This window comes from Helicobacter japonicus (assembly GCF_000762845.2).
GTDB classification, from domain to species: Bacteria; Campylobacterota; Campylobacteria; order Campylobacterales; family Helicobacteraceae; genus Helicobacter_C; species Helicobacter_C japonicus.
The window spans coordinates 17,771-41,752 of the sequence record NZ_JRMQ02000001.1; the positions used below are offsets into that span (position 1 = coordinate 17,771).

Below are 23,982 nucleotides of genomic sequence, written 5' to 3' on the forward strand. Positions count from 1 at the left end.
ACTATGATAATGGAAACTATAAAATATCATCCTGATGAGATTCTTAAAAGCAATCCTTGCAAAATTAATCGTGGCAAACTCATTGTTATCGGTGCTTCTACAGGTGGGGTAGATGCTCTCTCTTATATTTTTTCGCGTTTGCCAGAACAGCTCCCTCCCATAGCCGTGGTGCAACATATCCCACAAAGCTTTGGTTCTTCATTTATCAAACGTCTTGATGGAATATCACAACTTACAATTTATGAAGTCGCTTCAAGAGTTACGATGAAAAATAATTGTGTCTATATCGCAGGAGGCGACAAACATATGGTGGTGGATTTTGCACTCGGTGCATATTGTGCTTACCCACTTAATGAAGAAAAACGCATTTCCCGCCATAAACCAAGTGTAGATATTCTTTTTCGTAGTGCTAACAATGCTGCAGGTTCTTCTGCTTTAGGCATAATTTTAACAGGTATGGGTGATGATGGCTGTATCGGACTTAAAGATCTTTATGAAAATGGTGCGCATACCATAGCAGAAAAAGAGGAGGATTGTGTTGTCTTTGGTATGCCAAAAAAAGCAATTGAAATGGGTGCAGTGAGTGAGATTCTAAGCCTTGATATGATTATCTCACGCATTATTAGTTATGCAAAAGCACCAATCAAAACCAAAAATTCAACGACAGAGAGCGAATAAAATATGCCTCAATCCACCCAAAAGGTGGATTATTAAGAGATTTTAGAATGTATGACGGATATAGAAAAATGCGTGAGATCGGTCATCTTTACGATTGTTGGTAAGCACTGCTGAGCTATTTTCTGCTTGAACTACATAAGAACCTCCAAGAGGACTATATCCTGCTTTAGTTGTATCACTAAACCATTCTAATTTTCCACCTATAGCAATATCCTCACGGATTTGATAATTAAGGATAAATGCCACGCTTTGTTCTGCACTTCTTGGGCTATTTGTGCCGCGTCCTAAAATTTTCCAATCAAAATTTCCATAATTTGCACCTAAAAAGCCATAACCTGTAACTGCATTTCTCCCTATAATGTCATTAAGAGCCTGCCCTATATCATACGCACTTCCTGTCCAAATATCAAGTGATAGAGGATTCCCCCAACGCCCTATAAGTTCACTTGCATTACCAAAGTTTTGATAATACCCTGCACCAAAGAAAAACATATTTATTTCAAATTTTTGCTCAATATGAAGTGTATAAGAGTGTTTTTCCACCTCACCCCATCTAGCACCTGCATATCCTATCCTACTTGAATCAGCCACAGGGGCAAGAAATCGAATTTTAGTTAAAGATTTGAATCCCTGTGCTTCTTTGCTTGGATTACTATCAAAAGTGATACTTGCCCCAGGTGCGGTATATACACCCGGAGTATAGTAAGAAAATGCAGAGAGTGTAAGCCCACTACTGCTAAAATCAAGTCCTGCTGCATAAATATTACGCGTAGCCCCACCTGCATATGTGCCAAGCACACGATAGAAATCATTAAACCATTGGTCATATGCAAAGGCACGGCGATTTGATAAAAAGCCCCAAAGTTTTACACCACCTGCTTGAAAATAACCTTCTGCCCCTTGAGTGTAGCCGCTAAACCATTCCCCAACCTTTCCAGATTCATAACGACCTGCTTTAAGATACACATTCTCTCCATAGCTATATTCTAAAAAAGCATTTTGCACCATATAGTTTTGCACCCTCTCTTTATCCCACGCAGTTCCAAAATATGCTGTAACAACAGGCGAACCAATATTAGAGACTAATGGGTCATTGCGAGTAGAATCAAAAGCTAATCCACCAATAGCCCCGCCAAGTCCAGCTTTGAATCCTGCTCCTAAATCTGCATTGAGATTAAGCTGTGCGAATAATGTTGTAAAACTCTCTGTTGGTGCTTGATTGTTTGCTGTATCAAGTCTTTGGTTGTTAAAACCCCACTTTGTGAAACTCTCTGCTGAACCACTTACTTTATAATCAAAAGCATTGAGGCTAGAAGTAAGCAACCCCCCCCCTAAAGCTATATACGCTAAAGTTTTTTTCATTTTTTTCCTTTGTGTTATAGAAATTAAAATATTCTTAAAAAATATTGTAAATCTTTACATATTTTTAAGAATACAATATGTATTTTAACATTTTATACTTAATTTTTACTTAATACATTATAATAAAACAAGAAACAAAAAGGCGAAGATAGGCGACTTAAGCACAAATACAAAACTCTAGCACTGCCATACGCACACATACACCATTGGTTACTTGCTCCAAAACCTTGCAACGAGGATCTTTAAGAACCTCATCATCAATATCAATATTACGATGCACAGGTCCGGGGTGCAAAACAATCACATCTCTATCGCCTAAAATTTCTGGTGTAATGCAATATTGTGAAGCATAGTCTTTGAGTGAGCCATAAATTTGCTTATCGTGCCTTTCAGTTTGCGTGCGTAAGCTCATAAATACATCAACTTCCTTGGCAATTTCACGCAAATATGTTGTTGTGTAGAGATTTGTAGGTGGAAGAAAATGTGGTGGAGCAACCAAAATCACCTCCATACCAAAACGTGTAAGCAATTCTATATTACTATTTGCCACGCGTGAATTTTTAATATCACCCACAATGGCAATTTTTTTGCCTTTAAGATTCTCCACATCATTACCAAAATGCTCCTTTAAAGTAAGTAAATCAAGCAAAGCTTGTGTAGGGTGTGCGTGTGCGCCATCACCACCATTAATAATAGAACAACTCACTTGAGATTTGAGATAATACCCAGCTCCAGCGTTTTTATGCCGAATAATGATTGCATTAGGTTTCATAGCGTTAAGATTAGCTGCAGTATCAGACATACTCTCGCCCTTAGCAGTGGAACTTTTGCTTACATCAAGTCGCACTACATCGGCACTCAAACGTTTAGCAGCAATTTCAAAGCTAGAAAGTGTGCGCGTAGAATTTTCAAAAAAAATCGTGATAATTGTTTTGTTTTTTAGACTCTCTCTATGTTGCATATCTTTATATATTTGAGCTTGTGAGAGAATATCTTGAATCTGCTTCATATTAAGATCACTTGTGCGTAGGAGGTGTCTAGGGGTATGCATAAAAAGTCCTTTGGTAAAATCTTTAGATATTGTAGCAAACTTTATGCTAAAATTGCACGCATTCTCATATATCTGTATCAGAACAGAATCTTAGGCAAATAAAGAGAGGCAAATGCGCTTTTTATATACAATGTTTATGCTCATAGGTGCAAATTTATGCGCCGTAATGTTTCTGGGTTGTAGCGATTTTTATCACAAAGATTTTGTGCATATCCCTTCAGCACACAATGCTCCAAAAAAACAAAAAATTCAAAAAGAAAATGAGATTCAAGCTATGCGTAAAGGGCAAATTTTGAAAAATAATCGCACACAAATTTTAATGATTGTGCGCTATATGAATGACATTAGTGATGAGTTTGTTAAAAATGATAAGGGTGAGGTGTTTTTGGTAGAAATATATAGCAGAGAGGGAAAACTGCCTGCGAATCTCCTCACCTTTAGCTTACAAAATGTTTATAAAAATATCCAATCAAATAAGGTGAGTGCATTAAATAAGCAAGAACTCGGGGATTTTGTGCCTGATATTGCTTATAATGATGTATATAAGGTAAGCTTTGATTCTATGGGTTTTAGAGGAAGGGAGAGCTTAAAATTTATCGCACATATTAAAGACATAGGCGATATAAGCTTTGATTTTGGCTACACACAACCTAAAAGCAATCTCTCACGATAATGCAACGACTTGACCAATACTGCACAACTCTGCTTTCCTCACGCACAAAAGCACAGGAAGCAATTGCTTTAGGCTGTGTAAGTGTAAATGGCAAAATTATCTATAAAAATGCCGCACTTTTAGAATCTAACGACCAAGTGCAAATTGACACACAGGGCTTACTTGTAGGAAGAGCCGGCTATAAGCTAAGAGGTTTTCTTGATATATTAGAAGAAGAAAATATATGGCATCACAATTATCTTGCAAATAAAAGGGTATGTGATATTGGTTCAAGCACAGGTGGATTCGCTCAAGTGCTTTTAGAGCATAAAGTGCGTGAAGTGGTATGTATTGATGTAGGTAAAAATCAACTCCACGCAAATATCCGCAATGATGAACGCGTTAAGGTTTTTGAAGAATGCGATGTGAGGGATTTTAATGATACAATAGGTTTTGATATACTTTTGTGTGATGTGAGTTTTATCTCACTCTATAAACTCATTGAGAGTTTTAAGCGTATAGTCGCCACAGACTATATTTGGCTTTTCAAACCACAATTTGAAGTGGGTAAAGATGCCAAAAGAGATAAAAAAGGTGTGCTAAAAGATAAAAATATAGGTGTGAAAGCATTGGAACGATTCTGTCTTGAAGTGCAAAAAGATTTTCATATCATTTGCACAAAACAAAGCATACTTAAAGGAAAGGAAGGCAATGTCGAGTTTTTTATCTATGCCACAAGATGAAACGCTTCAAGGTTTAGCTTTAGGAAAATTTGATGGTATGCACCTAGCCCATAAGGCATTATTTGCATATTTACCGCCCAAAAGTGCGCTTTTATGTATAGAAAGCAAAGGAGAAGCACTCACTCCATATAAAGAATCTTATAGCCCCTATCCTATCATATCTATCAATTTTGAAGATATTATGCAATGGAATGGTGCATATTTTATGGAGATACTCCAAAGTAAATTTCCTTCATTACAATGTATAGTCGTAGGCTATGACTTTGCCTTTGGTAAAAATAGAGCGTATAGTGCGAATGATTTAACGCATTTTTTTAATGGTAAAGTCGTGGTTGTGCCACAATTTTGTATTAATGGCATAGGTGTGCATTCAAGCGTGATTAAAACATCTATTCGTAATGGCAATATGTTTGAAGCAGCCACTATGCTAGGGCGATACTACCAAGTGAGAGGAAGTATCACTACCGGACAGAATCTTGGCGCAAAATCCCTCTATGCAACTATCAATATACACACACAACATTATATCTTGCCTCAAAATGGTGTATATGCGAGTTTTACACATATAAATGGAGAGCTTATGCCAAGTGTGAATTTTGTAGGTCATCGCCTAAGCACAGATAATGCCTTTAGTATTGAAACACATATCATCGATAAAGAGCTATGGGATATTACAGACAAAGAGGTAGAAATTTATTTTGTGCAAAAAATACGTGATAATCAAAAATTTGCAAACCTAGAATTTCTCAAAAAACAAATAACACAAGATATTAGAGAATCTAAAGCCATTCTCGCCCAAGCAAATATCGCATATCTTAGCTAAGATTCTTAAAGATATTTTTCAAACAAAGATTCTAAAATTTTACATATTTTTCACTCATATTCTTTAAGTTTTTCACACGAATTTTTATCGTTCTTAAAATAACATTTTCGTTGCAAATCTTCATAAATTTGAAGCTCTTTATCTTGAATTTTATTCGATTCTTGCTTATGTTGCTCCTTATATGATTTAAACTCTCTCACTTGTAATTGAGCACCAATATATAAAAAAAAGCAAATAGCCAATATCAACAAAATATCAAATTTTCGTAAATTTTTTATCTTTTCACACAAACCACATTTCATCTCATAACCCCCTCATTTTGCTATATCTCATTTTGCAATTTTTTGCGTAAAAATACCATAATGCACTCCACCACATCGTCCCAATCTTTGCTTGATGAAACTACACTTTCCTTGCCCCCATCTGTATATACAAAAGTAATATTTTGCCCATAATGTAAAATTTGCTTTAGGCGACATTGATTTGCAAGCACTTTAATGCGTATAAGCTCCAAAAATGTTTCACTCGCCTCATCAAGCGTGCCAAATCTATCAAAAATTTCAGATTCTATATCATTAACTGCGCTTATATCTTCACAAAGTGAAAGTCGCCGATAAAGCTCTAAGCGTAATTTATCACTTGCTATAAGTTGTGGATTGAGATAAGCATTGAGATTAAGTTTTATATCACATTGTGTTTGTTCTATTGCGCCCTTACCGCTTAGGGCTTGAATACATTCTTCAAGTAAGCGCAAATATAATCCATAACCAATATTTTTAATATGTCCGCTTTGTGCTTCACCTAACAGATTCCCACCACCACGAATTTCTAAATCATAATACGCAAGATTCTCACCACTACCAAGATAAGAGTTCTTTTCTAATGCCATAAGCCGCTTTTTAGATTCTGGTGTGATAGCCTCCATATCCTCTACAAGAAAATAGCAAAATCCCTCTCTATTGCTCCGCCCTACACGCCCACGCAATTGATGTAAATCTGCGATACCAAATCTATCTGCAGAAGCTACGATAATCGTATTTGCATTAGGTAAATGAATCCCGGATTCTACAATGCTCGTGCAAAGCAAAAGATTGTATTTTTTTTGTGCAAAATCATACATTATCTCCTCACTTTTTGCATTATCAATTTGAGAATGCAAAATAGCAATCGTAAGGTCGGGCAAAAGCACTTGTAATTCTTTTGCTTTTTTCTCAATACTTGCGATATTGTTATGAATATAAAAAACTTGCCCACCTCGGCGCAATTCACGCAAAATTACTTCTTTAAGAAGTGAAGGCTTGCCACTTTTAATAAAAGTGCGCACGGGGATTCTATCCACAGGGGGCGTATGGAGTGAGCTAAGAGATTTAATTTGAGAGAGAGCCATATTGAGTGTGCGCGGAATAGGTGTAGCACTCATACTCAAAAGGTGAGTGTTGGCACAAAGTTCCTTAATACGCTCCTTTTGCTTTACGCCAAATTTATGTTCCTCATCAACAACAATAAGTCCTAAATTACTAAATTCTGTGCCAAAAAGTGCGTGCGTTCCGATAACAACTTGCATATTTCCATTTTTTAACGCACTAAACAAAACTTTTTTTTCATTATTTTTTATGAATCTATCACATCGTCCTATTTTTATCCCAAATGGTTCTAAACGCGCTTTAAGATTCTGATAATGCTGAGCGCAAAGCAAAGTTGTAGGCACAATCATCGCTGCTTGATACCCACTAAGGCATACAGCATAAATTGCATTCATTGCCACCTCTGTCTTACCAAAGCCCACATCACCGCTCAAAAGTCTATCCATTACCCTGCCTGAAGAGAGGTCTGTATAAATTTCATTGATACTTCGGACTTGGTCGCTTGTAAGTGTAAAATCACACGCATTTGCAAAGGCAATGAGCGCAGGATTTTGTGTATCAATTTTTGCACCCTGCAAAAGATTGCGCTTGGCTGCAAGTTCGATGATACCATTTGCAATTTCTAAAAGTTTCACCCTCACCTTTTGTTTAAGCTTTGCGAAACTCCCCTTACCTAGTCTATCAATTATCGGAATCTGCCCAGAATCTGCCACATATCTATCAATCATATTTAGATTTTCAACTGGCAACAAAAGCTTATCTTCCCCCTGATATACAATTTCTATAAAATCCCTTACCACTCCGGCAATATGCGCACTTTTCAATCCAATAAACTGCCCTATACCATATTCACTATGCACAACATATTCACCTTGAGAAATTTCATTAAGCTTTAAGGTGGTCTTTTTGTGCTTGATTTTAGGACTAAAGGTATTAAGAGAGAGAAGCAATTCATCTGGTGTGATAAGATTCACAATCGCATTAGAATGCTTTATCTCCACACCCTCTAAATCTGTCTTATTAAAAGCTTTTAACTTAATATCATTAGAAGTAAGAAGTGTAATATGACGCTTTGAATGAGCCTTTATCATTGAGACAAGGTTTGCAGGATTAAAGGATATATCACTATAACCTTCAACCACATCACAGATAGGAAAAGATTCTATATCTTGCCACGATAGTGCCTCTTGCATTGGGTTTAGACTATAAATTTCTCGTGCTTCATCTAAGGCACAAGGCGTGAGCAATGTTTTATAACATTTAGGGAGAAAATGTGCCTTCTCGCCCAAAAACCAGAATCCAAATGAAGCCACATCTTTATTGAATCCTTCAAAATTGCTTTTACTTACTTGGGATTGTAGCTCTTGATTTTCCTCCGAAGTGAGTGAAAAAAGTGCTGGAAGAATGTCAAGATTTGTAATCTCAACAGGATTGCTCATTTGCGTATATGTATCAAAATATCGTATGCTTTCAACCTCATTATCAAAAAAGACAATGCGATGAGGATTTTCACTTTGAGGGATAAAAATATCAATAATATCTCCTCTAAAGCTTACTTCACCCTCTAATTCCACCACTTCCACACATTCATAGCCATACTCAATAATGCGTTCTTTAATGTGCGTAAAATCATAACTATGATGGAGACTTAAAACAAAGCTTTGCAATATATCTTTTTTGGGAAGTGCGTGAAGCACACTCGCAATTGGTGCAATGAGGATTTTAGAATCTTGCGCGGCATAAAAAGAGCGCAAAATGTGGAGAGTATGCAAAAACTCCTCACGAAATGAACTCAAATCATCACCAAAATGAATAGGTAATTCAGGCAGGACAAAGGGTATTGGTGCTTGAAACAAACTAAAGACCTCATAGGCATCTTGGGCTTGTTTAAAATCTTTAGTAAGCAGTAGCTCATAAGAAAAATTACCTGCTTTGAGAAGTCTATACAGACAAGATTGTACCAAACCTCTCTCCGATGCTATTTTTTGGGAAGTTCAGATGAAATAACTTCTATTTTATTTGTCTTTGGGCTTTTAATTTTACTTTCACCAATAAACATACCCTTGCGTTCAATCACAAATTCAGATGTCGCTGCTGTGCCTTCTACACGCCCTTGTGGTTTAATTTCAAGCACATTTGCAGTTATATTACCGATAAAACGCCCACTTACGATTAAAGAAGCAGATTCTATATCGCCACGCACAATGCCATTTTTACCTACCATTACGGTATCTTTAGAATGAATAGTCCCTTCAAACTCTCCATCAATATGCAATCGACAATCTGCGTTTATTTCTCCCTTGATTCTAGTGCCTTGTGCGATGATAGTCGCTCCACCGCTTGAACTTACTCCATCAGATTGTTTATTGTCGCTAACAAAGATTGCCATGCTACACTCCTTTCTTTTTCAAAAATTGAATCAAAATTGCTCATCTTCCAATCCATAAAATTTGTAGGATTAATCACTTGACCCAAAAATCGTATTTCATAATGAAGATGAGGACCTGTGCTTCGTCCTGTATTTCCACTATAAGCAATAAGTTGCCCACGTTTAACAAACATTCCTTTTCGCACTACCATTTTATTCAAATGAGCATAATAAGTCATAAACCCAAATGAATGATCTATTTTTACAAGGTATCCATAACCACCAGTTGAAAACTGCGCATCATTGACAACACCATCAGCAGTAGCATACACAGGTGTGCCAATAGGCATAGCAAAATCTACACCCGTATGCAAATGCCTTGTAAAAAGCAGTGGGTGAGTTCTATAACCATAAGGTGCGGACATATGGTGATAAGTTTGCATAGGATAACCATTTGGAATAAATTTCATCACAAAAGCTTTTTGTGTGCCAGTGAGTGAGGCTACATCTATACGAGTTTCAAGATTATCATCATTTGTTTCTTGAAGGGTATCAATAGACACGCCAACGATACTTTCTAAATCTCCAATTTTTTCATCGATTTGAGAGGTTTCTTCAATTTTTTGCTCAATTTGAAAATTAAGTGTTTCATTTTTAGCAAGCATTTTTTTATATCGTTGGGTAATAATCTCATTAAACATAGACATTCTGTTAATCTCTCTGCTAAAAGTCTTGATTGATACGATACCAAAAATAATAAGCGTAAGAATAAGAACAATAAAATACAAGCTAAGTTGTTTAAAAATAGAATTTACATTGATATAGCGCGACCCATTTTGGTCGGTAATCATTAATACAAGGCGATTATTTTTAGAATTCATTGTTTGATAAAGTAGAAATCTCGCTATCTTGATAGCTCACACGATAATTTTTTAATTGAACAAGATCATCAAGTGCCCACACCAAACTTTTCCAATCAACAGCACTATTTACACCAATAACTTGAGCAAAATTCTCACTATTCCAATCTGTATAACTTGCCACAGGAAGGGCAGAGTCAATGAAATGCAAATCATAAGATAAATTTGCTTTTACACCACTATATCCTATAACCTGCCCTTTAATAACAAAATCACCCTTTTGCACCACAACCTTACCCAAATGTCCATAGTTTGAAACAAAACCATAAGAATGTTGAATCTGTATTAAATGATTTTCGCTTCCCACTACTCGCACAGAATCTATAATACCATTTGCCGTAGCATACACAGGTGTGCCTTGCTTAAGGGTATAAGTTGAAATATTTTTATGAGGAAAGTTTTTTTCAGCAAAATTATCTACAGGGTCGCCATTTGGTATAATTTTAAGCAAAATATCTTTTTGTAAAGGCGAAAGTTCATCAAGATCAATATCTTGATTATGATATACCTCGTGATTAATTTTAGAAACATTCACAATATTTTCAAGTTCATTGATTTTGTTATACACCTTAAGCAGTTCATTCGTTCTGTAATCAATATTGCGCTCTAACTCACTATTTTTTTCATAAATAGTTTGAAAATTTTCACGTACTTGCGTATTATTTGCCAAAATTACTTCAAGCTCACTCATTAAAAAATGAGCAATAATAAAGTAAGAAATCACCAATACAACAATACCTACACCTAAAAATAGTGCTATCTTTTGTAAAAGGTGATGCACACTAAATTGCCTTGAACCATTATTATCGATAATAGAAATCATTAATTTATCTTGCACTTCATTCCTTTGTATTGTTGTAAAAATTCTTCTATAACACTAAAAGAACCAAAAACGAGATAATCCTCACTCTCTCTCATCTGTCTTATATCAAAATCTTCATGTGAAATTGCTAAGGTTTGCAATATATGAATTAATGTATCTTTTGGACAAATGCGAGTTTTGTCTGTGTAGATTAGTAAAACTTTCCTAACAATAGGTAAAAGCTCACGCAAAATTGCCTCAATATTCTTATCTGCGTAACTATTATACACAAGAAATACTTGCTTTTCTGCAAAATACTCTCTTAAAGCCCTTGCTCCATCAATATTATGCCCTACATCAAGCACAATATTATGTGTGAATCTTTCACATCGACCACGAAGCGAGAGTGGATTCAATGTATTAAAATCAAATTTCATTCCCAAAAAATCAAGCGCACACATAGCCGTATGCAAATTATCGCATAAAAATGGTGGAAGAATATGGGTTTGACAATAGCGCGTGAAATCCTGCACTTCATTCCTAAAACGCTCATCTGTATGTATATCCTGCCATACTTCACATACCAATCCTTTTTGTTCCGCTATTTTTTTCCCAATGCGTATAACTTCCTCATACCTTTGCTTCGCCAAGATTACTTGCCCACTCATTGCCTTAAGCTTTGTGAGTGCAATCTCTTGCACACTTTCACCTAACATCTCCTGATGGTCTAAACTAATAGGTGTAAAAATACTCACATTTGCCTCTATCACAGAAGTAGAATCATATTCTCCACCTACTCCTGCTTCAAGCACCAGATATTCATAATCCTTAGCAAGAAGTAAGGCAAGAAAAGTGGCATATTCAAAATAACTTGCCTCTTGTGCAGATTCTATACTCCAAAGTTTTTGGTGCGCACATTCAAGTTCATTTTCATCAATATTGCCCTGATAATTATCTTTATACACATAAAAACGCTCACGAAAACAAAAAAGATGAGGGGAGCTAAAATGTAACACGCTTTTTTTGTGCTGTGCTAATCCCATAGCAAGAAATCTCCCAGTGCTTCCCTTGCCATTTGTCCCCATAATATGTATGACCTTACACTTTTTGCCAAAAATCCCATTAAATCCACATAGCGGTGCAATTTGCTTGTAAATTCTATGCACACGCTCTACATCAAAAGGTGCATACTCCGCACCCTTGCTTATAAGCACATTTTCAAGGCTTTGTATCACCTAGATTCTCCTTAGTTTTAATACCTACTTTATTGCTTATCATTATAAAATTCCCCATAATAAGCCACTTGAGAGATAAATTTATCAAGTGCCATACTTGCAGCGTTATTAATAGATTCTAAACGATATTGATCAAGTGCAATCGTAGATGTAAAATCTGCACTATAATCATAATATCCAGAATTTTGCACATCAAAACTTGCTCCATTATCATTTTCAAAATGAATATCAAGCACAACATTTGTGCGATAATAGCTCACAAATCCCTGCTGATTATAAGCCACAGGCGTTTGTGTAATACTTTGCACATTAATTTGTAAAAAACTCTTTGCCTCTTGTTTGTTTTTCAATCGAGAAGCAAAACGTTTAATCACTGCGTTATTTACCGCATCTTTAATGCTTGTCCCAGATTCAGGCACGGAAGGATTTATTATAATATCTACATACACACCATCATTAAAAATGCTTTGTGCGTAAGTGCTTACAGGCTTATATCCACAACCAATACAAAACCACAAAAAACCTACACAAACACCAAGTCGCATATACTTGAGCATTTTTAAGCCTTTATTATTTCACCACAAAATTTACAAGCTTATTTGGCACAATAATTTCTTTTAGAATCTGCACATCTATAAGCCATTTTCCTACACTTTGTTTTGCGTGTGCAATAATCTCCTCTTGAGCTAAAGCAAGGGACAACTCAATTTCTGCGCGTTTTTTGCCATTAACCATAACCGCATATATTACTTCTTCTTTGTGCAAAGCATTCTCATCAATATCAATAAATGCAAAATTTGTCAAATTAAAATATCTATCACTTAATTCCCAACAAATGTGCGGGACAATAGGTTCTAAAATATGCAATAAAATAAAATATCCTTCCGTCCAAACCAAAGCATTATTTTGCTCATTTAACGCATTAAAAGCTTCCATACTTGCAGCAATAAGAGTATTAAAAGGGTATCCGACTTGTTTTTTACTAAAAATATCATAGCTTTTCTGTAACGCCTCATATACTTTTTGACGAGCATATTGCTCATTCTTTTGCAATGCTTGATGATTAATATGTGGCTTTTGTGTGCAGGGCTGTATATGTTCTACTCTCTCCCACAATCTTTTTAAGAATCTATACGCACCCTCCACTGCATTATCATTCCATTCCAACTCACGCGTAGGTGGTGCAGCAAAAAGAACAAAAAGCCTTGCAGTATCTGCACCATAATGTGCGATAATATCGTTTGGATTGACGACATTTCCCTTACTTTTTGACATTTTTGCACCATTTTTTAACACCATACCTTGTGTAAGGAGATTAGCAAATGGCTCATCAATCTCTATATATCCCAAATCGCGTAATACTTTTGTAAAAAATCGTGCATAAAGCAGATGCAAAATAGCGTGTTCTATACCACCAATATATTCATCGACATTAAGCCAATATGCTAAATTTTCCTTATCAAAGGGCTTTTGCTCCCACATCGCGGAAGGTGTAGTATAGCGCAAAAAATACCAACTTGACTGCACAAAAGTATCCATTGTATCAGTCTCTCTTTGTGCTTTTTTACCACATTTTGGACATATACATTGCTTCCAAGTAGGATGTTTTGAAAGGGGATTCCCCTCTCCATCAATAGTTACATCAAAAGGCAATGTAATAGGGAGATTTGCAATATTTTCAGGCACAATCCCACACGATTGACAATATACCATAGGAATAGGCGCACCCCAATATCTCTGCCTTGAAACACCCCAATCTCGTAAGCGATAATTTATTACGCCTTTGCCTTTGCCTTGTTTTTCAAAAAAAGCAATGATATTTTCTTTTGCTTGGGCGTTATACATACCACTAAATTCTCCACTATTTATCAAATATCCCTCTTCATACGCTGCACATACCTCTTGTGTAGATTCTTTAGAATCTTTATCTTTGACGAGGACACATTTTAGCGGCAAAGAATAAGTTTTGGCAAATTCAAAATCGCGTTCATCGTGCATTGGCACACTCATCACCGCCCCAGAACCATAATCCATTAACACAAAATTTGCTACCCACACAGGCAACTTCTCTTGTGTGAGAGGATGTATTGCGTATATACCCAAATCAAAGCCGATTTTTTCACTCATTGCGCGTTCTCTGGCAGTGGTGTTTCTAATACTCTCAATGGCTTTTATAACATTTTCTTGAAGATGCTTACCTTCTATAAGAGATTGCACAATAGGGTGTTCTGGTGCGACTGCACAATAAGTTACACCATAAATTGTATCAGGACGCGTAGTAAAAACTTCAAGCTTTGTTATAGCATTGTCTAATTTTTGTATTGAATCTTCACTCAAAGCAAAAGCAAAACTCAAACCCTTTGATTTACCAATCCAATTTCTTTGCATACTTAACACTTGAGGAGGCCAATGCCCTTCAAGACTATCAAGACATTCAAGTAATTCATCAGCATAAGCTGTAATTTTTATATAATATTGAAACATTTGTTTTTGCACCACAGGTGTGTCGCATCGCCAACATTTACCCTCAATGACTTGCTCATTTGCCAAAATTGTTTGATCTTTGGGACACCAATTTAAATATGCTTCTTTACGATAAATTAGCCCCCTCTCCCACATTTTAATAAAAAATTCTTGTTCAAATCGCGTATATATCGTATCACTTGTGGCAAATTCCCTCTCTTGAGAAAAGCTAAGTCCGAGTGTGGCAAGCTCTTTTCTCATTGTGTCAATATTACTATATGTCCAAGTTTTAGGGTGGCTTTTATGCTTAATAGCTGCATTTTCAGCTGGCATACCAAATGCGTCCCAACCCATAGGGTGCAGCACATTAAATCCATTTTGGCGATAATGCCTTGCTAGTGCATCACCAATGCAATAATTTCTCACATGCCCCATATGAATCGCCCCACTTGGATAAGGAAACATACTTAAGATATATTTTTTAGGCTTTTTAGAATCCAACCCCAAAGGCTCAAAACTTTTATGCTTTTGCCAATATTCCTGCCATTTAGATTCTATATTTCTAGGATTGTATTCACTCATTTTTTACTCACTTTTATAAATTTGATAAAGTATTATAAAAAAAAAGCTTAAATCACACAGGGATTTCTCACCCTTAAAACTATTTTTATGTGATAAATTACACTTAAGCACTTTTAAAATATTGAGTAATCTAAGTAATTTAATAATTCCTGCTACAATGCTATTTTTTACTTAATATCTAAAATCACACATAAAAGGTAGCAGGATTGACATTTGATACAACAAAGATTCTAAACCAAGCTCTACCATTTTTTAGAAGTCTCTCGCAAAGTAAAGAGATGATTGTTATTGTCTTTATTGTGCTAATTGTAAGCATTATTATGGTGCCATTGCCAAGTGGTGTGCTTGATTTTTTATTGAGTATTTCTATTGCACTTTCCTTACTGATTATTCTTATCACACTCTATGTAGATAAAGCTACAGAATTTTCTGCTTTCCCCACAATCCTCCTTATTGTTACACTTTATCGCCTAGCACTTAATGTCGCAACTACGCGTATGATTCTTAGCGAAGGACATAAAGGCACAGAGGCTGTAAGCAGTATTGTATCAGCATTTGGGCAATTTGTCGTGGGTGGAAACTATGTCATTGGAATTATTGTCTTTACTATTCTTGTTATTGTAAATCTTATCGTTATTACAAATGGTTCTACTCGCGTAACTGAAGTGCGCGCTAGATTCACACTTGATGCAATGCCCGGTAAGCAAATGGCAATTGATGCAGACCTAAATGCAGGACTTATTGGACAAGAAGAAGCACAAAAAAGACGAGAAGCCCTCTCACAAGAAGCCGATTTTTACGGCACAATGGATGGTGCGAGTAAGTTTGTCAAAGGCGATGCCATAGCTTCCATCATTATTACGATTGTAAATATCATCGGTGGATTCCTTATCGGGGTATTTGAACACGGAATGAGTGTCAAACAAAGTGCAGAAACTTTCACTATTCTCACCATTGGTGATGGGCTTGTAGGACAGATTCCAGCACTTATTATTGCCACTGCCACAGGTATCATTACTACACGTGCAGCAAAAAGCTCACAAACAAACTTTGCAGGAGACATTATTACACAAATTGCAAATAGTGGAAAGATTCTCACTATTGTGGGCTTTATCCTTATTCTTTTTGCACTTGTGCCGGGTTTGCCTATTTCTTTGGGTTTTGTGGGTGCATTTTTCTTTGTCATTGCGTGGCTTACAAGTAGAGAGGATTTAGGCAGTATGTTTGCCTCTGTGGAAAAATGGTTCAATAAAAAAGATTTATTAAAAACTTCTCACCCTAATGAAAGCAAAGAACAAAATATTGATGCATCTCAACATAAGGCACAAAGAGTGCAAAAAAGTGAAGAAGAAATCAGAAAAGAAGAAGAAAATGTCATTAATGAAGCTCTCAAAGTCGAAACTTTAGAGATTTATCTCGGTTATGGGCTTATCCGCTTAGCTGATGTAAAACAACACGGCGATTTACTTGAACGAATCCGCTCTATGCGTAAAAATATCGCTTCAGATTATGGATTTATTGTGCCACAGATTCGGATAAAGGATAATTTAAATCTTCAACCAAATGATTATACCATTCTCCTTAAAGGCGTAAAAATTGGTGGTGGCACCGTGATGCCTGATAAAATTTTAGCAATGGATACAGGTATGGTGGGACAGCCTATTGAGGGAATCCCAACAAAGGAACCAGCCTTCAATCAAGACGCACTATGGATAGACCCTAAAGACAAAGAAGACGCTATTATTCAAGGTTATATTGTGATTGACCCTTCAACAATTATCACTACGCATTTAACTAACCTCATCAAAACCTATGCTGAAGACTTTATCACACGCGATGAAGTAAAAGTTCTAATGGATAGACACGCGCAAAACTTCCCTGTGGTTGTGAGCGAAGCAGCCAAAATTCCTATGAGCACAATACTCTATGTATTGCGTGCATTACTCCACGAAGGCATTCCAATTAAAGATCTTCCTACAATCCTAGAAGGTATTATTGACACCTACCCTGTGCTACAAAATGACACTGAATCTATTGTGGAACAAGTGCGTGCTCGCCTTGCACGCACAATTACAGATGTATTTAGAAGTAAAGATGGAAATCTTAGAATATTCACTCTCTCACTTGCAACTGAACAATACCTTATCGATAGACTTAAAGAGCAACCCAGTGGTAAAAATTTTGTGCTTCATTCAAATGATGTGCAAAAGCTTGTTGATTCTGTAAAAGAAGAGGAAGCGGTGCTTAGGCAAAAAAATATTGACCCTATTTTGTTTGTAGATTACAGAATCCGAAAACCTCTTGCAAAGCTTCTTGAACCATTTGATATAAAAAGCAATATACTTGGTAATGCTGAAATAGACCCTCACGCAAAATTTGAGGTAGTAGGCACAATCAATATAGACTTTAAGGACGCATAATGAAAGTTTTTCATCTCTCACATACCGATTTAGACGGCTATGGTTGTCAATTTATTGCTAAAGAGTTTTTTTCTCATATCACTTTTTATAATGCTAACTATGGCAGAGAAGTGCTTGTGAGGCTTAATAACATACTTGATAGCATTGCGCATTCAAATGTCCAAAACGCACAAGAACTCCTCAATGCAAAATTTGGTAAAACAAGTAAAAATCCACAAAAATCCACAAAAACAGAAGAAAAATATCTCGTGCTTATTACAGATTTAAACCTTACCCTAAGCGAAGCAAATCTCCTCTATCAACGCATAGGAGAACTTAAAATCGCAGGATTTGATGTGGAAATCTTACTTTTAGACCATCATATTAGTGGGCAAGAATGTGCAAATAAATATGATTGGTATCACCTAGATTCTACCCGTTGTGCGTCTAAAATTACTTTTGAAACACTTAAAGAACTCTATACCTTGCTTAATCCTACGCGCTTAGAATGGATTACGCATTTAAGTGAAATGATTAATTCTGTGGATATTTGGCTTGAAGATGGCTACAAATTTGATTTTGGAAAAGTCGCTATGGGCGCGATTAGTGGCAGTTTTGAGCTTAATCGCTTTATGTTTGATGAAGAACATAGAGATTATAAATTTGCCATTATCGAATCAATGAAAGATTTTTTAGAATCTCCTAATGGCGAGGTAGAATTTGACAATAATCTCTATATGATTAAAAAACGCGCACTCGGAGGCGACCCAAAGACACAAACAATGGATACTATCACTTCAAACGCGCAAGTAGAACTTTTAAGTGCAAAAAAACAGCTTTGCACTATTACTTATGATGACAAAAAAGGATTCTTAAGCTATTCTATGGGTGGTATCAGTGTCTTAGCAAATCTTTTTTTAAAATGTAATCCTGAATATGATTTTTACCTTGATGTGAATCCACGAGGCAATATCTCTTTACGCGCCAATGGAAATTGTGATGTAAGCTTGATGAGCAAAGAACTTTTCAATGGTGGAGGGCATAAAAATGCTTCTGGTGGAAAAATAGAGGGATTCAAAGAAAGTTTTGCTTATGGCGACATTAAAACGCAAGTTGAATATATACTCAATCAACACAAGGAGAGTTTATGAGCATTGATGAAAATATAAGTGATGAACTTACATTAGAGATGAGTCTTGAAGAAATGGCATTAGAAGTGGTTGATATGCTTGGTGTTGCACTTATTTTTGCTGGAGCAAAAAAACAAAATGTAGAAAAACTCATTGAGCTTTATTCCTCACAAATGGACAAATTCTATGAGCTTTTGCCCGAAGATGCACCATATGGGAGAGATGAAATGGTAGAGATTATCAAATCTCTCAAAAAAGACTATCCACAATTTTTTAAATAGTGCCTATGCTTACACTTATCCGCTGTGCAATTCTTTTTAGTGGGAATGGAAGCAATATGCAGCATTTAATTGAATCTTTACACCATAAAAGATTCAAATCTACACAAGAAAACACTACGCAAGAATATGAGATTGAAATAACGCTCACTTTGTGCAATAACCCTTCTGCGTATGGTATCACACGCACAAAAAATCTTGGTATTCCTTGCGAGATTCTCTCTCATAAAAATTTTGCCACGCGTGAAGATTTTGATAAAGCAATGATACATATTTTACATATTCATAAAATTAGATATGTCTTTTTGGCAGGATTTATGAGGATTCTCACTCCTTACTTTACACAAAGCTTTTCTATTATCAATATCCACCCTTCATTTTTGCCCGAACATAAAGGCGCACACGCTATAAAAGATAGTTTTTATTCATCTGCTTCTTATGGGGGCGTGAGTGTCCATTGGGTCAATGAAGAACTTGATGGAGGGGAGATTATTTTACAAGAAAAAGTTGCAAAATTACCAAATGAAAGTCTAGAAGATTTTGAATACAGAATCCACGAATGTGAATACAATCTCTATCCTCGAGCGATTTTATCAGCCCTTAATCTTAGGATGCAGACAGAGATAGATTCTACCAAAGGATAGTGATGAATAATGCAATAGAAACTTTAAGCGCATTTAGTATTTTTGCCTTACTTATTCTTTTTGCCTCACCCATTAGCAATCTCACGCGCATTCCTGTTGTCGTTGTAGAGATGATTTTAGGTGCATTAACAGCTCATTTTGTTGGTTTCATTACAGATATTGAAGAAATTAATATTGTTGCAGAAATTGGTTTTTTATTTTTAATGTTTTTATGCGGCTTAGAAGTAGATATTAAATCTTTTACGAAACTTGGTTCATCTTTTCTGCTCCGCACTCTCGCATATTTTTGCACACTTTATGGCTTAAGTTTTATTATTGTATTGAGCTTAGGACTTTCTTATGTCTATATTGCTGCACTTCCTGTTATGAGTCTTGGTATGATTGTAGCACTTATTAAAGATTATGGCAAAGACCAACCTTGGCTTGATTTAGCACTCAAAATTGGAATCTTGGGTGAGCTTGTCAGTATTGCCGCCCTTGTCATTGTAGATGGCTCATCACGACACGGTGTAGGGAGCGACCTTGCACATAAACTCCTTATGCTCGTGCTTTTTATGATTTTTGTGATTTTAGGATTCAAAATGGCAAGAGTGCTTTTTTGGTGGATACCTCAAGTGCGATTTTTATTTTTGCCACGAGATGATAGCAATTCACAAGATTTGCGCTTTGTGTTTTTATTGCTTTTTGGATTTGTGCTACTTATGATGATACTTGATATTAAAGCTGTGCTTGGTGCATTTTTAGCCGGAACAATTCTTAGCACATTTTTTAAGCATAAAGCCGAATTACCCCAAATGCTTCATCACTTTGGATTTGGCTTCTTCGTGCCATTTTTCTTTGTCCATATCGGCTCTACACTCAATCTCCACACACTTTTTACAGATATAAAAATTATCACTTATGCCCTCTATCTCATTATGGGTATGTTAAGTTTGCGTCTCATTAGTGCGAGTATCGTTTTTGGCAAATATTTTAAAAGTGCCAAATCTACACTACTCTTTGCATTAAGTGATTCTATGCCACTTACTTTTCTTATTGCGACTGCTACTTTGGGTAAAAGCATCGGGGAGCTCAACGACACGCTTTATGCGTCATTTGTGCTTGGTGCAATTTTAGAGGGTATTATCTTTAGTATGTTGATTAAAATTGTATATGTCTTTTGGAAAACACCTAAACAAAAGGAAAAGTAATGCAAAACCCCTCTCCTACTCGCCAAACTTGGAGCTCTAGCCTCACTTATATTTTAACAGTTGCAGGAGCAACTATTGGCTTTGGAGCGACTTGGAGATTCCCATATCTAGTAGGTGAAAATGGTGGTGGGGCATATGTGCTTGTCTTTATTTTGGTGATGATTTTTGTTGGAATCCCTGTGATTTTAGTAGAAAATGTCATCGGTAGATACGCACATAAAAATGCAGTTGATGCCTTTAGTGGATTTGCCAATGGTAAGCCTATTCCACATTTTGCAAAGATTATCGGCTATTTTGGTGTGCTAGGAGCATTTGGTATTATGGCATACTATATGGTCATAGGCGGGTGGGTCATTACTTATATCACAAGTATCCTAAGCGGTGAGCTTAATCTCTCCTCACCCATTGATAAAGAACTTGCCCAAAGCTTCTATAATGCAAAAATAGAGCATAATCCCCTGATGATTGGAATCTGGACTACTCTTTTTGTAGCTATAAATTGGGTGATTCTCAAAAAAGGCATCATTAATGGTATTGAAGCAAGTATGAAATATCTTATGCCTTTACTTTTTATATGCTTGCTAATTATCGTCATTCGCAATCTTACACTTCCAGGAGCAATGGAAGGAGTAAAATTTTATCTCTTACCTGATTTTAGCAAAATCACAGCTAAACTTTTCATCGATGTGCTAGGACAAGTCTTTTTTGCACTCTCTTTAGGATTTGGCGTGATGATTACGCTTAGCTCCTATTTACAAAAGAATGAAAATATGATTAAAACTGCCGTTGCCACCGGTGTGCTTAATACGCTTATCGCGCTTTTAGCTGGGTTTATGATTTTTCCCTCACTCTTTAGTTTTGACTTAGAGCCATCTCAAGGACCAAGTCTTGTATTTCAAACGCTCCCTATTGTGTTTTCACATATTTATTTTGGCAATATCCTAGCCCTTATCTTTTTTCTGCTTTTAATCACTGCGGCACTCACCACTTCTTTGCCTATTTATGAAGTGATTATTACAACACTCTATGAAAAATTTAACATCTCACGCACTAACGCAATTAATATCACACTCGGCTTTATTTTTATATGTGGGAATCTCCCTTGTATTCTTAGCTATGGTGTGCTTGATGACATCACTTGGAATGGCAAAAATATCTTTGATAGCTTTGATTTTATCAGTGGCAATATTCTCTTTGTGCTCACTTCTCTTGGCACATTACTTTTTGTAGGGTGGATTCTAAAAGATGAGGCAAAAAAAGAGCTAAGCAATAATAATACTCTCTATCCACGACTTGTGAATCTATGGTATGTGTATATCAAATATTTCTTACCATTTGTTATTGTGCTGATTTTTATCGCTGGTGTATTTCCTGACACACTCAACAAACTCTTACGCCTATTCACGGCACTATTGTAGAAAGACATTTTATGTTAAGAATCTGCTGTGTTTTATGGCTATGCGTATGTGCGATGTATGCAGAAAGCAAAACTTACGCTCTTAGCATTTATGGCACACTCAAATATCCTCAAAATTTCACACATTTTGACTATGCTAATCCTAATGCTCCAAAAGGTGGCACACTCAAAGGCTTTGCTCTTGGCACTTTTGATAGCCTTAATCCCTTTACACAAAAAGGCAATGCGGCTGCGGAGCTTAGCACACTTGTATATAATACACTCACTATTCAAAGCCTAGATGAGCCTTTGAGCGAATATGGGCTGATTGCAGATTCTATGACAAGGGGGAGAGATTACATTATCTTTCATATCAATCCAAAGGCAAAATTTAGCGATGGTGTAAAGGTAAGTGCAAAAGATGTCGCCTTTAGCTTTGATACTTTGCTTGAAAAAGGAAAGATTGAATTTAAACGTTACTATGCTGATGTCAAAAGTGTGAAAGTATTAAATGAGCGCGAAGTAGCCTTTTATTTTAAAAATGATTCCAATAAAGAGCTGCCTTTAATCTTAGGGCAGTTGCCTATCTTACCTGCCCATATTTATCTGCAAAATGGTAAAAACACTTTTGGTGAGAATCCACTTCAAATCCCCATAGGAAGTGGCGTATATAAAGTGAAAAAGTTTGATATAGGACGCAGTATCACTTATGAGCGAAATACTGACTATTGGGCGCAAAATCACCCTACACAAAAGGGAGTGTATAACTTTGATGAAGTGATTATAGAATACTATAAAGACGCTGCTGTGGCGCAAAATGCCTTTATGGCTGGAGAATATGATTACCGCATAGAATCTTCAGCAAAAGTGTGGGCAACAGACTATGAAGGCAAGGCAAAAAAAGAGGGTAAAATCATTCAAAAAACCTTTAGGCATCAGTTACCAAGCACATTTCAGGGCTTTTTTTTCAACACTCGCAATCCTCTTTTTGCCGACATAAGAGTGCGTGAAGCAATATTTTATGCGTTTGATTTTGAATGGAGTAATAAGAACTTGTTTTTCAATCAATATGAGCGCACAAAGCATATTTTCAATAATTCTCCTTTTGCTTCAAGCGGATTACCCACAGGGAGAGAGAAAGAGATTTTGCTTTCTTATAAAGACAAGCTAGATTCTAGAATCTTCACCCAAAGCTACATTATCCCCCGCACAGATGGAGCAAAAGTGCGCGGGGAAAATTTAAGAGAGAATCTCAAATATGCAAGAGATTTGCTTCAAGATGCAGGGTTTTATATCAAAAATGGCACACTTTATACGCCACAAGGCAAACCTTTTACCTTTGAGATTCTTATCTCTTATGAAGCCTTTGAGCGCATTTGCTTACCTTTTGTAAAGAATCTTCAAAAACTTGGCATTACTGCTAGTATTAAAAAAGTTGATGATTCGCAATATATTAATCGTGTGCGGAATTTCAAATATGATATGGTCATTGAGCTACTAGGGCAAAGCCTATTTCCGGGAAATGAGCAAAATTATTATTGGAGCTCTGCTGTGGCAGATACAAGTGGGAGTAAAAATTTTGCAGGCGTAAAAGATGCTGTGGTAGATGATTTGATTCAGAGATTACTCAACGCTAATGATGAAAAAGAACGTATAGCCATTGGCAGAGCAATGGATAGAATCTTACTTTGGGGATTCTATGCTATCCCACATTTTAATCTTCCTGCTTTTCGTGTGGCATATTGGCGCAAAATTGAAATGCCAACCATTACCCCACCTTATGGCATTGACCCATACTTATGGTGGGATAAAACATCTCAAAATTATTCCACTAAGAAGCCAAAAAGTTAGAGATTGCTATAATACTCCTCTAAAATTGGTTATATATTACTTCAAAGGATA

The 23,982-nt window shown here is 36.2% G+C and carries 21 protein-coding genes; 11 read left to right on the plus strand and 10 right to left on the minus strand.

Translation table 11 applies throughout. The features are described from left to right. Positions 1–3: 3 nt before the first annotated feature. Positions 4–678 (plus strand): CheB methylesterase domain-containing protein, encoded by a 675-nt coding sequence (locus tag LS65_RS00065; RefSeq protein WP_034362826.1) that lies wholly within the window; start codon positions 4–6, stop codon positions 676–678. 42 nt (positions 679–720) lie between these two features. Here LS65_RS00065 and LS65_RS00070 read toward each other — a convergent pair whose 3' ends face one another. Beyond that, the gene (locus LS65_RS00070; protein WP_138129719.1) at positions 721–2,040 is read right to left on the minus strand and encodes an outer membrane family protein; all 1,320 of its coding nucleotides are present in this window, start codon (positions 2,038–2,040) and stop codon (positions 721–723) included. A gap of 157 nt (positions 2,041–2,197) precedes the next feature. After that, complete coding sequence (locus tag LS65_RS00075) at positions 2,198–3,091, minus strand: aspartate carbamoyltransferase catalytic subunit (RefSeq protein WP_034362825.1); 894 nt, start codon at positions 3,089–3,091, stop codon at positions 2,198–2,200. A 112-nt stretch (positions 3,092–3,203) separates the two neighbouring features. Between LS65_RS00075 and LS65_RS00080 the strand changes: the two genes are divergently transcribed. The 3 genes from LS65_RS00080 to LS65_RS00090 are packed head-to-tail and all read left to right on the plus strand — an operon-like array spanning position 3,204 to position 5,309. After that, entirely contained in the window at positions 3,204–3,764 is a 561-nt protein-coding gene (locus tag LS65_RS00080; protein WP_236096570.1) for a hypothetical protein, read from the plus strand. After that, positions 3,764–4,486: a 23S rRNA (cytidine-2'-O)-methyltransferase TlyA gene (gene tlyA / locus LS65_RS00085; protein WP_034362824.1), complete on the plus strand. Its 723-nt coding sequence runs from the start codon at positions 3,764–3,766 to the stop codon at positions 4,484–4,486. The genes LS65_RS00080 and tlyA overlap by 1 nt, the downstream gene beginning before the upstream one ends. Then, positions 4,455–5,309, plus strand: a complete 855-nt coding sequence (locus LS65_RS00090) for a bifunctional riboflavin kinase/FAD synthetase (protein WP_034362823.1) — start codon at positions 4,455–4,457, stop codon at positions 5,307–5,309. The genes tlyA and LS65_RS00090 overlap by 32 nt, the downstream gene beginning before the upstream one ends. 50 nt (positions 5,310–5,359) lie before the next feature. Here the strand turns inward: LS65_RS00090 and LS65_RS00095 are convergent, their stop codons facing one another. The 8 genes from LS65_RS00095 to leuS are packed head-to-tail and all read right to left on the minus strand — an operon-like array spanning position 5,360 to position 15,043. Beyond that, positions 5,360–5,611, minus strand: coding sequence for a hypothetical protein (locus LS65_RS00095; RefSeq protein ID WP_034362822.1), 252 nt, complete (start codon positions 5,609–5,611; stop codon positions 5,360–5,362). 20 nt (positions 5,612–5,631) lie between these two features. Next, the gene (gene mfd, locus LS65_RS00100) at positions 5,632–8,637 is read right to left on the minus strand and encodes a transcription-repair coupling factor (protein WP_034362821.1); all 3,006 of its coding nucleotides are present in this window, start codon (positions 8,635–8,637) and stop codon (positions 5,632–5,634) included. A 14-nt stretch (positions 8,638–8,651) separates the two neighbouring features. Next, entirely contained in the window at positions 8,652–9,062 is a 411-nt protein-coding gene (locus LS65_RS00105; protein WP_034362820.1) for a bactofilin family protein, read from the minus strand. Next, on the minus strand, positions 9,020–9,922 hold the full coding sequence (locus LS65_RS00110) for a M23 family metallopeptidase (RefSeq protein WP_034362818.1): 903 nt from the start codon (positions 9,920–9,922) through the stop codon (positions 9,020–9,022). The genes LS65_RS00105 and LS65_RS00110 overlap by 43 nt, the downstream gene beginning before the upstream one ends. Continuing rightward, entirely contained in the window at positions 9,912–10,799 is an 888-nt protein-coding gene (locus LS65_RS00115) for a M23 family metallopeptidase (RefSeq protein ID WP_034362816.1), read from the minus strand. The genes LS65_RS00110 and LS65_RS00115 overlap by 11 nt, the downstream gene beginning before the upstream one ends. Next, positions 10,784–11,998, minus strand: coding sequence for a folylpolyglutamate synthase/dihydrofolate synthase family protein (locus tag LS65_RS00120; protein ID WP_236096571.1), 1,215 nt, complete (start codon positions 11,996–11,998; stop codon positions 10,784–10,786). The genes LS65_RS00115 and LS65_RS00120 overlap by 16 nt, the downstream gene beginning before the upstream one ends. A gap of 29 nt (positions 11,999–12,027) precedes the next feature. Next, positions 12,028–12,555: an LPS assembly lipoprotein LptE gene (gene lptE / locus LS65_RS00125; protein WP_034362814.1), complete on the minus strand. Its 528-nt coding sequence runs from the start codon at positions 12,553–12,555 to the stop codon at positions 12,028–12,030. Between the two features lie 13 nt (positions 12,556–12,568). After that, positions 12,569–15,043, minus strand: coding sequence for a leucine--tRNA ligase (gene leuS, locus LS65_RS00130; RefSeq protein WP_034362812.1), 2,475 nt, complete (start codon positions 15,041–15,043; stop codon positions 12,569–12,571). Positions 15,044–15,249: 206 nt separating this feature from the next. On the opposite strand from leuS, the gene flhA reads away from it, so the two are divergent. Genes flhA through LS65_RS00165 form a run of 7 tightly spaced genes read left to right on the plus strand, consistent with a single transcriptional unit; the run spans position 15,250 to position 23,931 of the window. Beyond that, positions 15,250–17,463 carry a flagellar biosynthesis protein FlhA gene (gene flhA / locus LS65_RS00135; RefSeq protein ID WP_034362810.1) on the plus strand — a complete coding sequence of 738 codons (2,214 nt, stop codon included), beginning with the start codon at positions 15,250–15,252 and terminating at the stop codon, positions 17,461–17,463. After that, the gene (locus LS65_RS00140; protein ID WP_034362808.1) at positions 17,463–18,593 is read left to right on the plus strand and encodes a DHH family phosphoesterase; all 1,131 of its coding nucleotides are present in this window, start codon (positions 17,463–17,465) and stop codon (positions 18,591–18,593) included. The genes flhA and LS65_RS00140 overlap by 1 nt, the downstream gene beginning before the upstream one ends. Next, positions 18,590–18,853, plus strand: coding sequence for a hypothetical protein (locus LS65_RS00145; RefSeq protein WP_034362806.1), 264 nt, complete (start codon positions 18,590–18,592; stop codon positions 18,851–18,853). The genes LS65_RS00140 and LS65_RS00145 overlap by 4 nt, the downstream gene beginning before the upstream one ends. A gap of 5 nt (positions 18,854–18,858) precedes the next feature. Further along, entirely contained in the window at positions 18,859–19,494 is a 636-nt protein-coding gene (gene purN / locus LS65_RS00150; protein ID WP_084707952.1) for a phosphoribosylglycinamide formyltransferase, read from the plus strand. 2 nt (positions 19,495–19,496) lie between these two features. Continuing rightward, positions 19,497–20,684: a cation:proton antiporter gene (locus LS65_RS00155; RefSeq protein WP_034362803.1), complete on the plus strand. Its 1,188-nt coding sequence runs from the start codon at positions 19,497–19,499 to the stop codon at positions 20,682–20,684. Next, positions 20,684–22,102, plus strand: coding sequence for a sodium-dependent transporter (locus tag LS65_RS00160; RefSeq protein WP_034362801.1), 1,419 nt, complete (start codon positions 20,684–20,686; stop codon positions 22,100–22,102). The genes LS65_RS00155 and LS65_RS00160 overlap by 1 nt, the downstream gene beginning before the upstream one ends. Positions 22,103–22,113: 11 nt before the next feature. Next, positions 22,114–23,931, plus strand: a complete 1,818-nt coding sequence (locus LS65_RS00165; RefSeq protein WP_034362799.1) for an extracellular solute-binding protein — start codon at positions 22,114–22,116, stop codon at positions 23,929–23,931. The last annotated feature ends 51 nt before the right edge of the window (positions 23,932–23,982 follow it).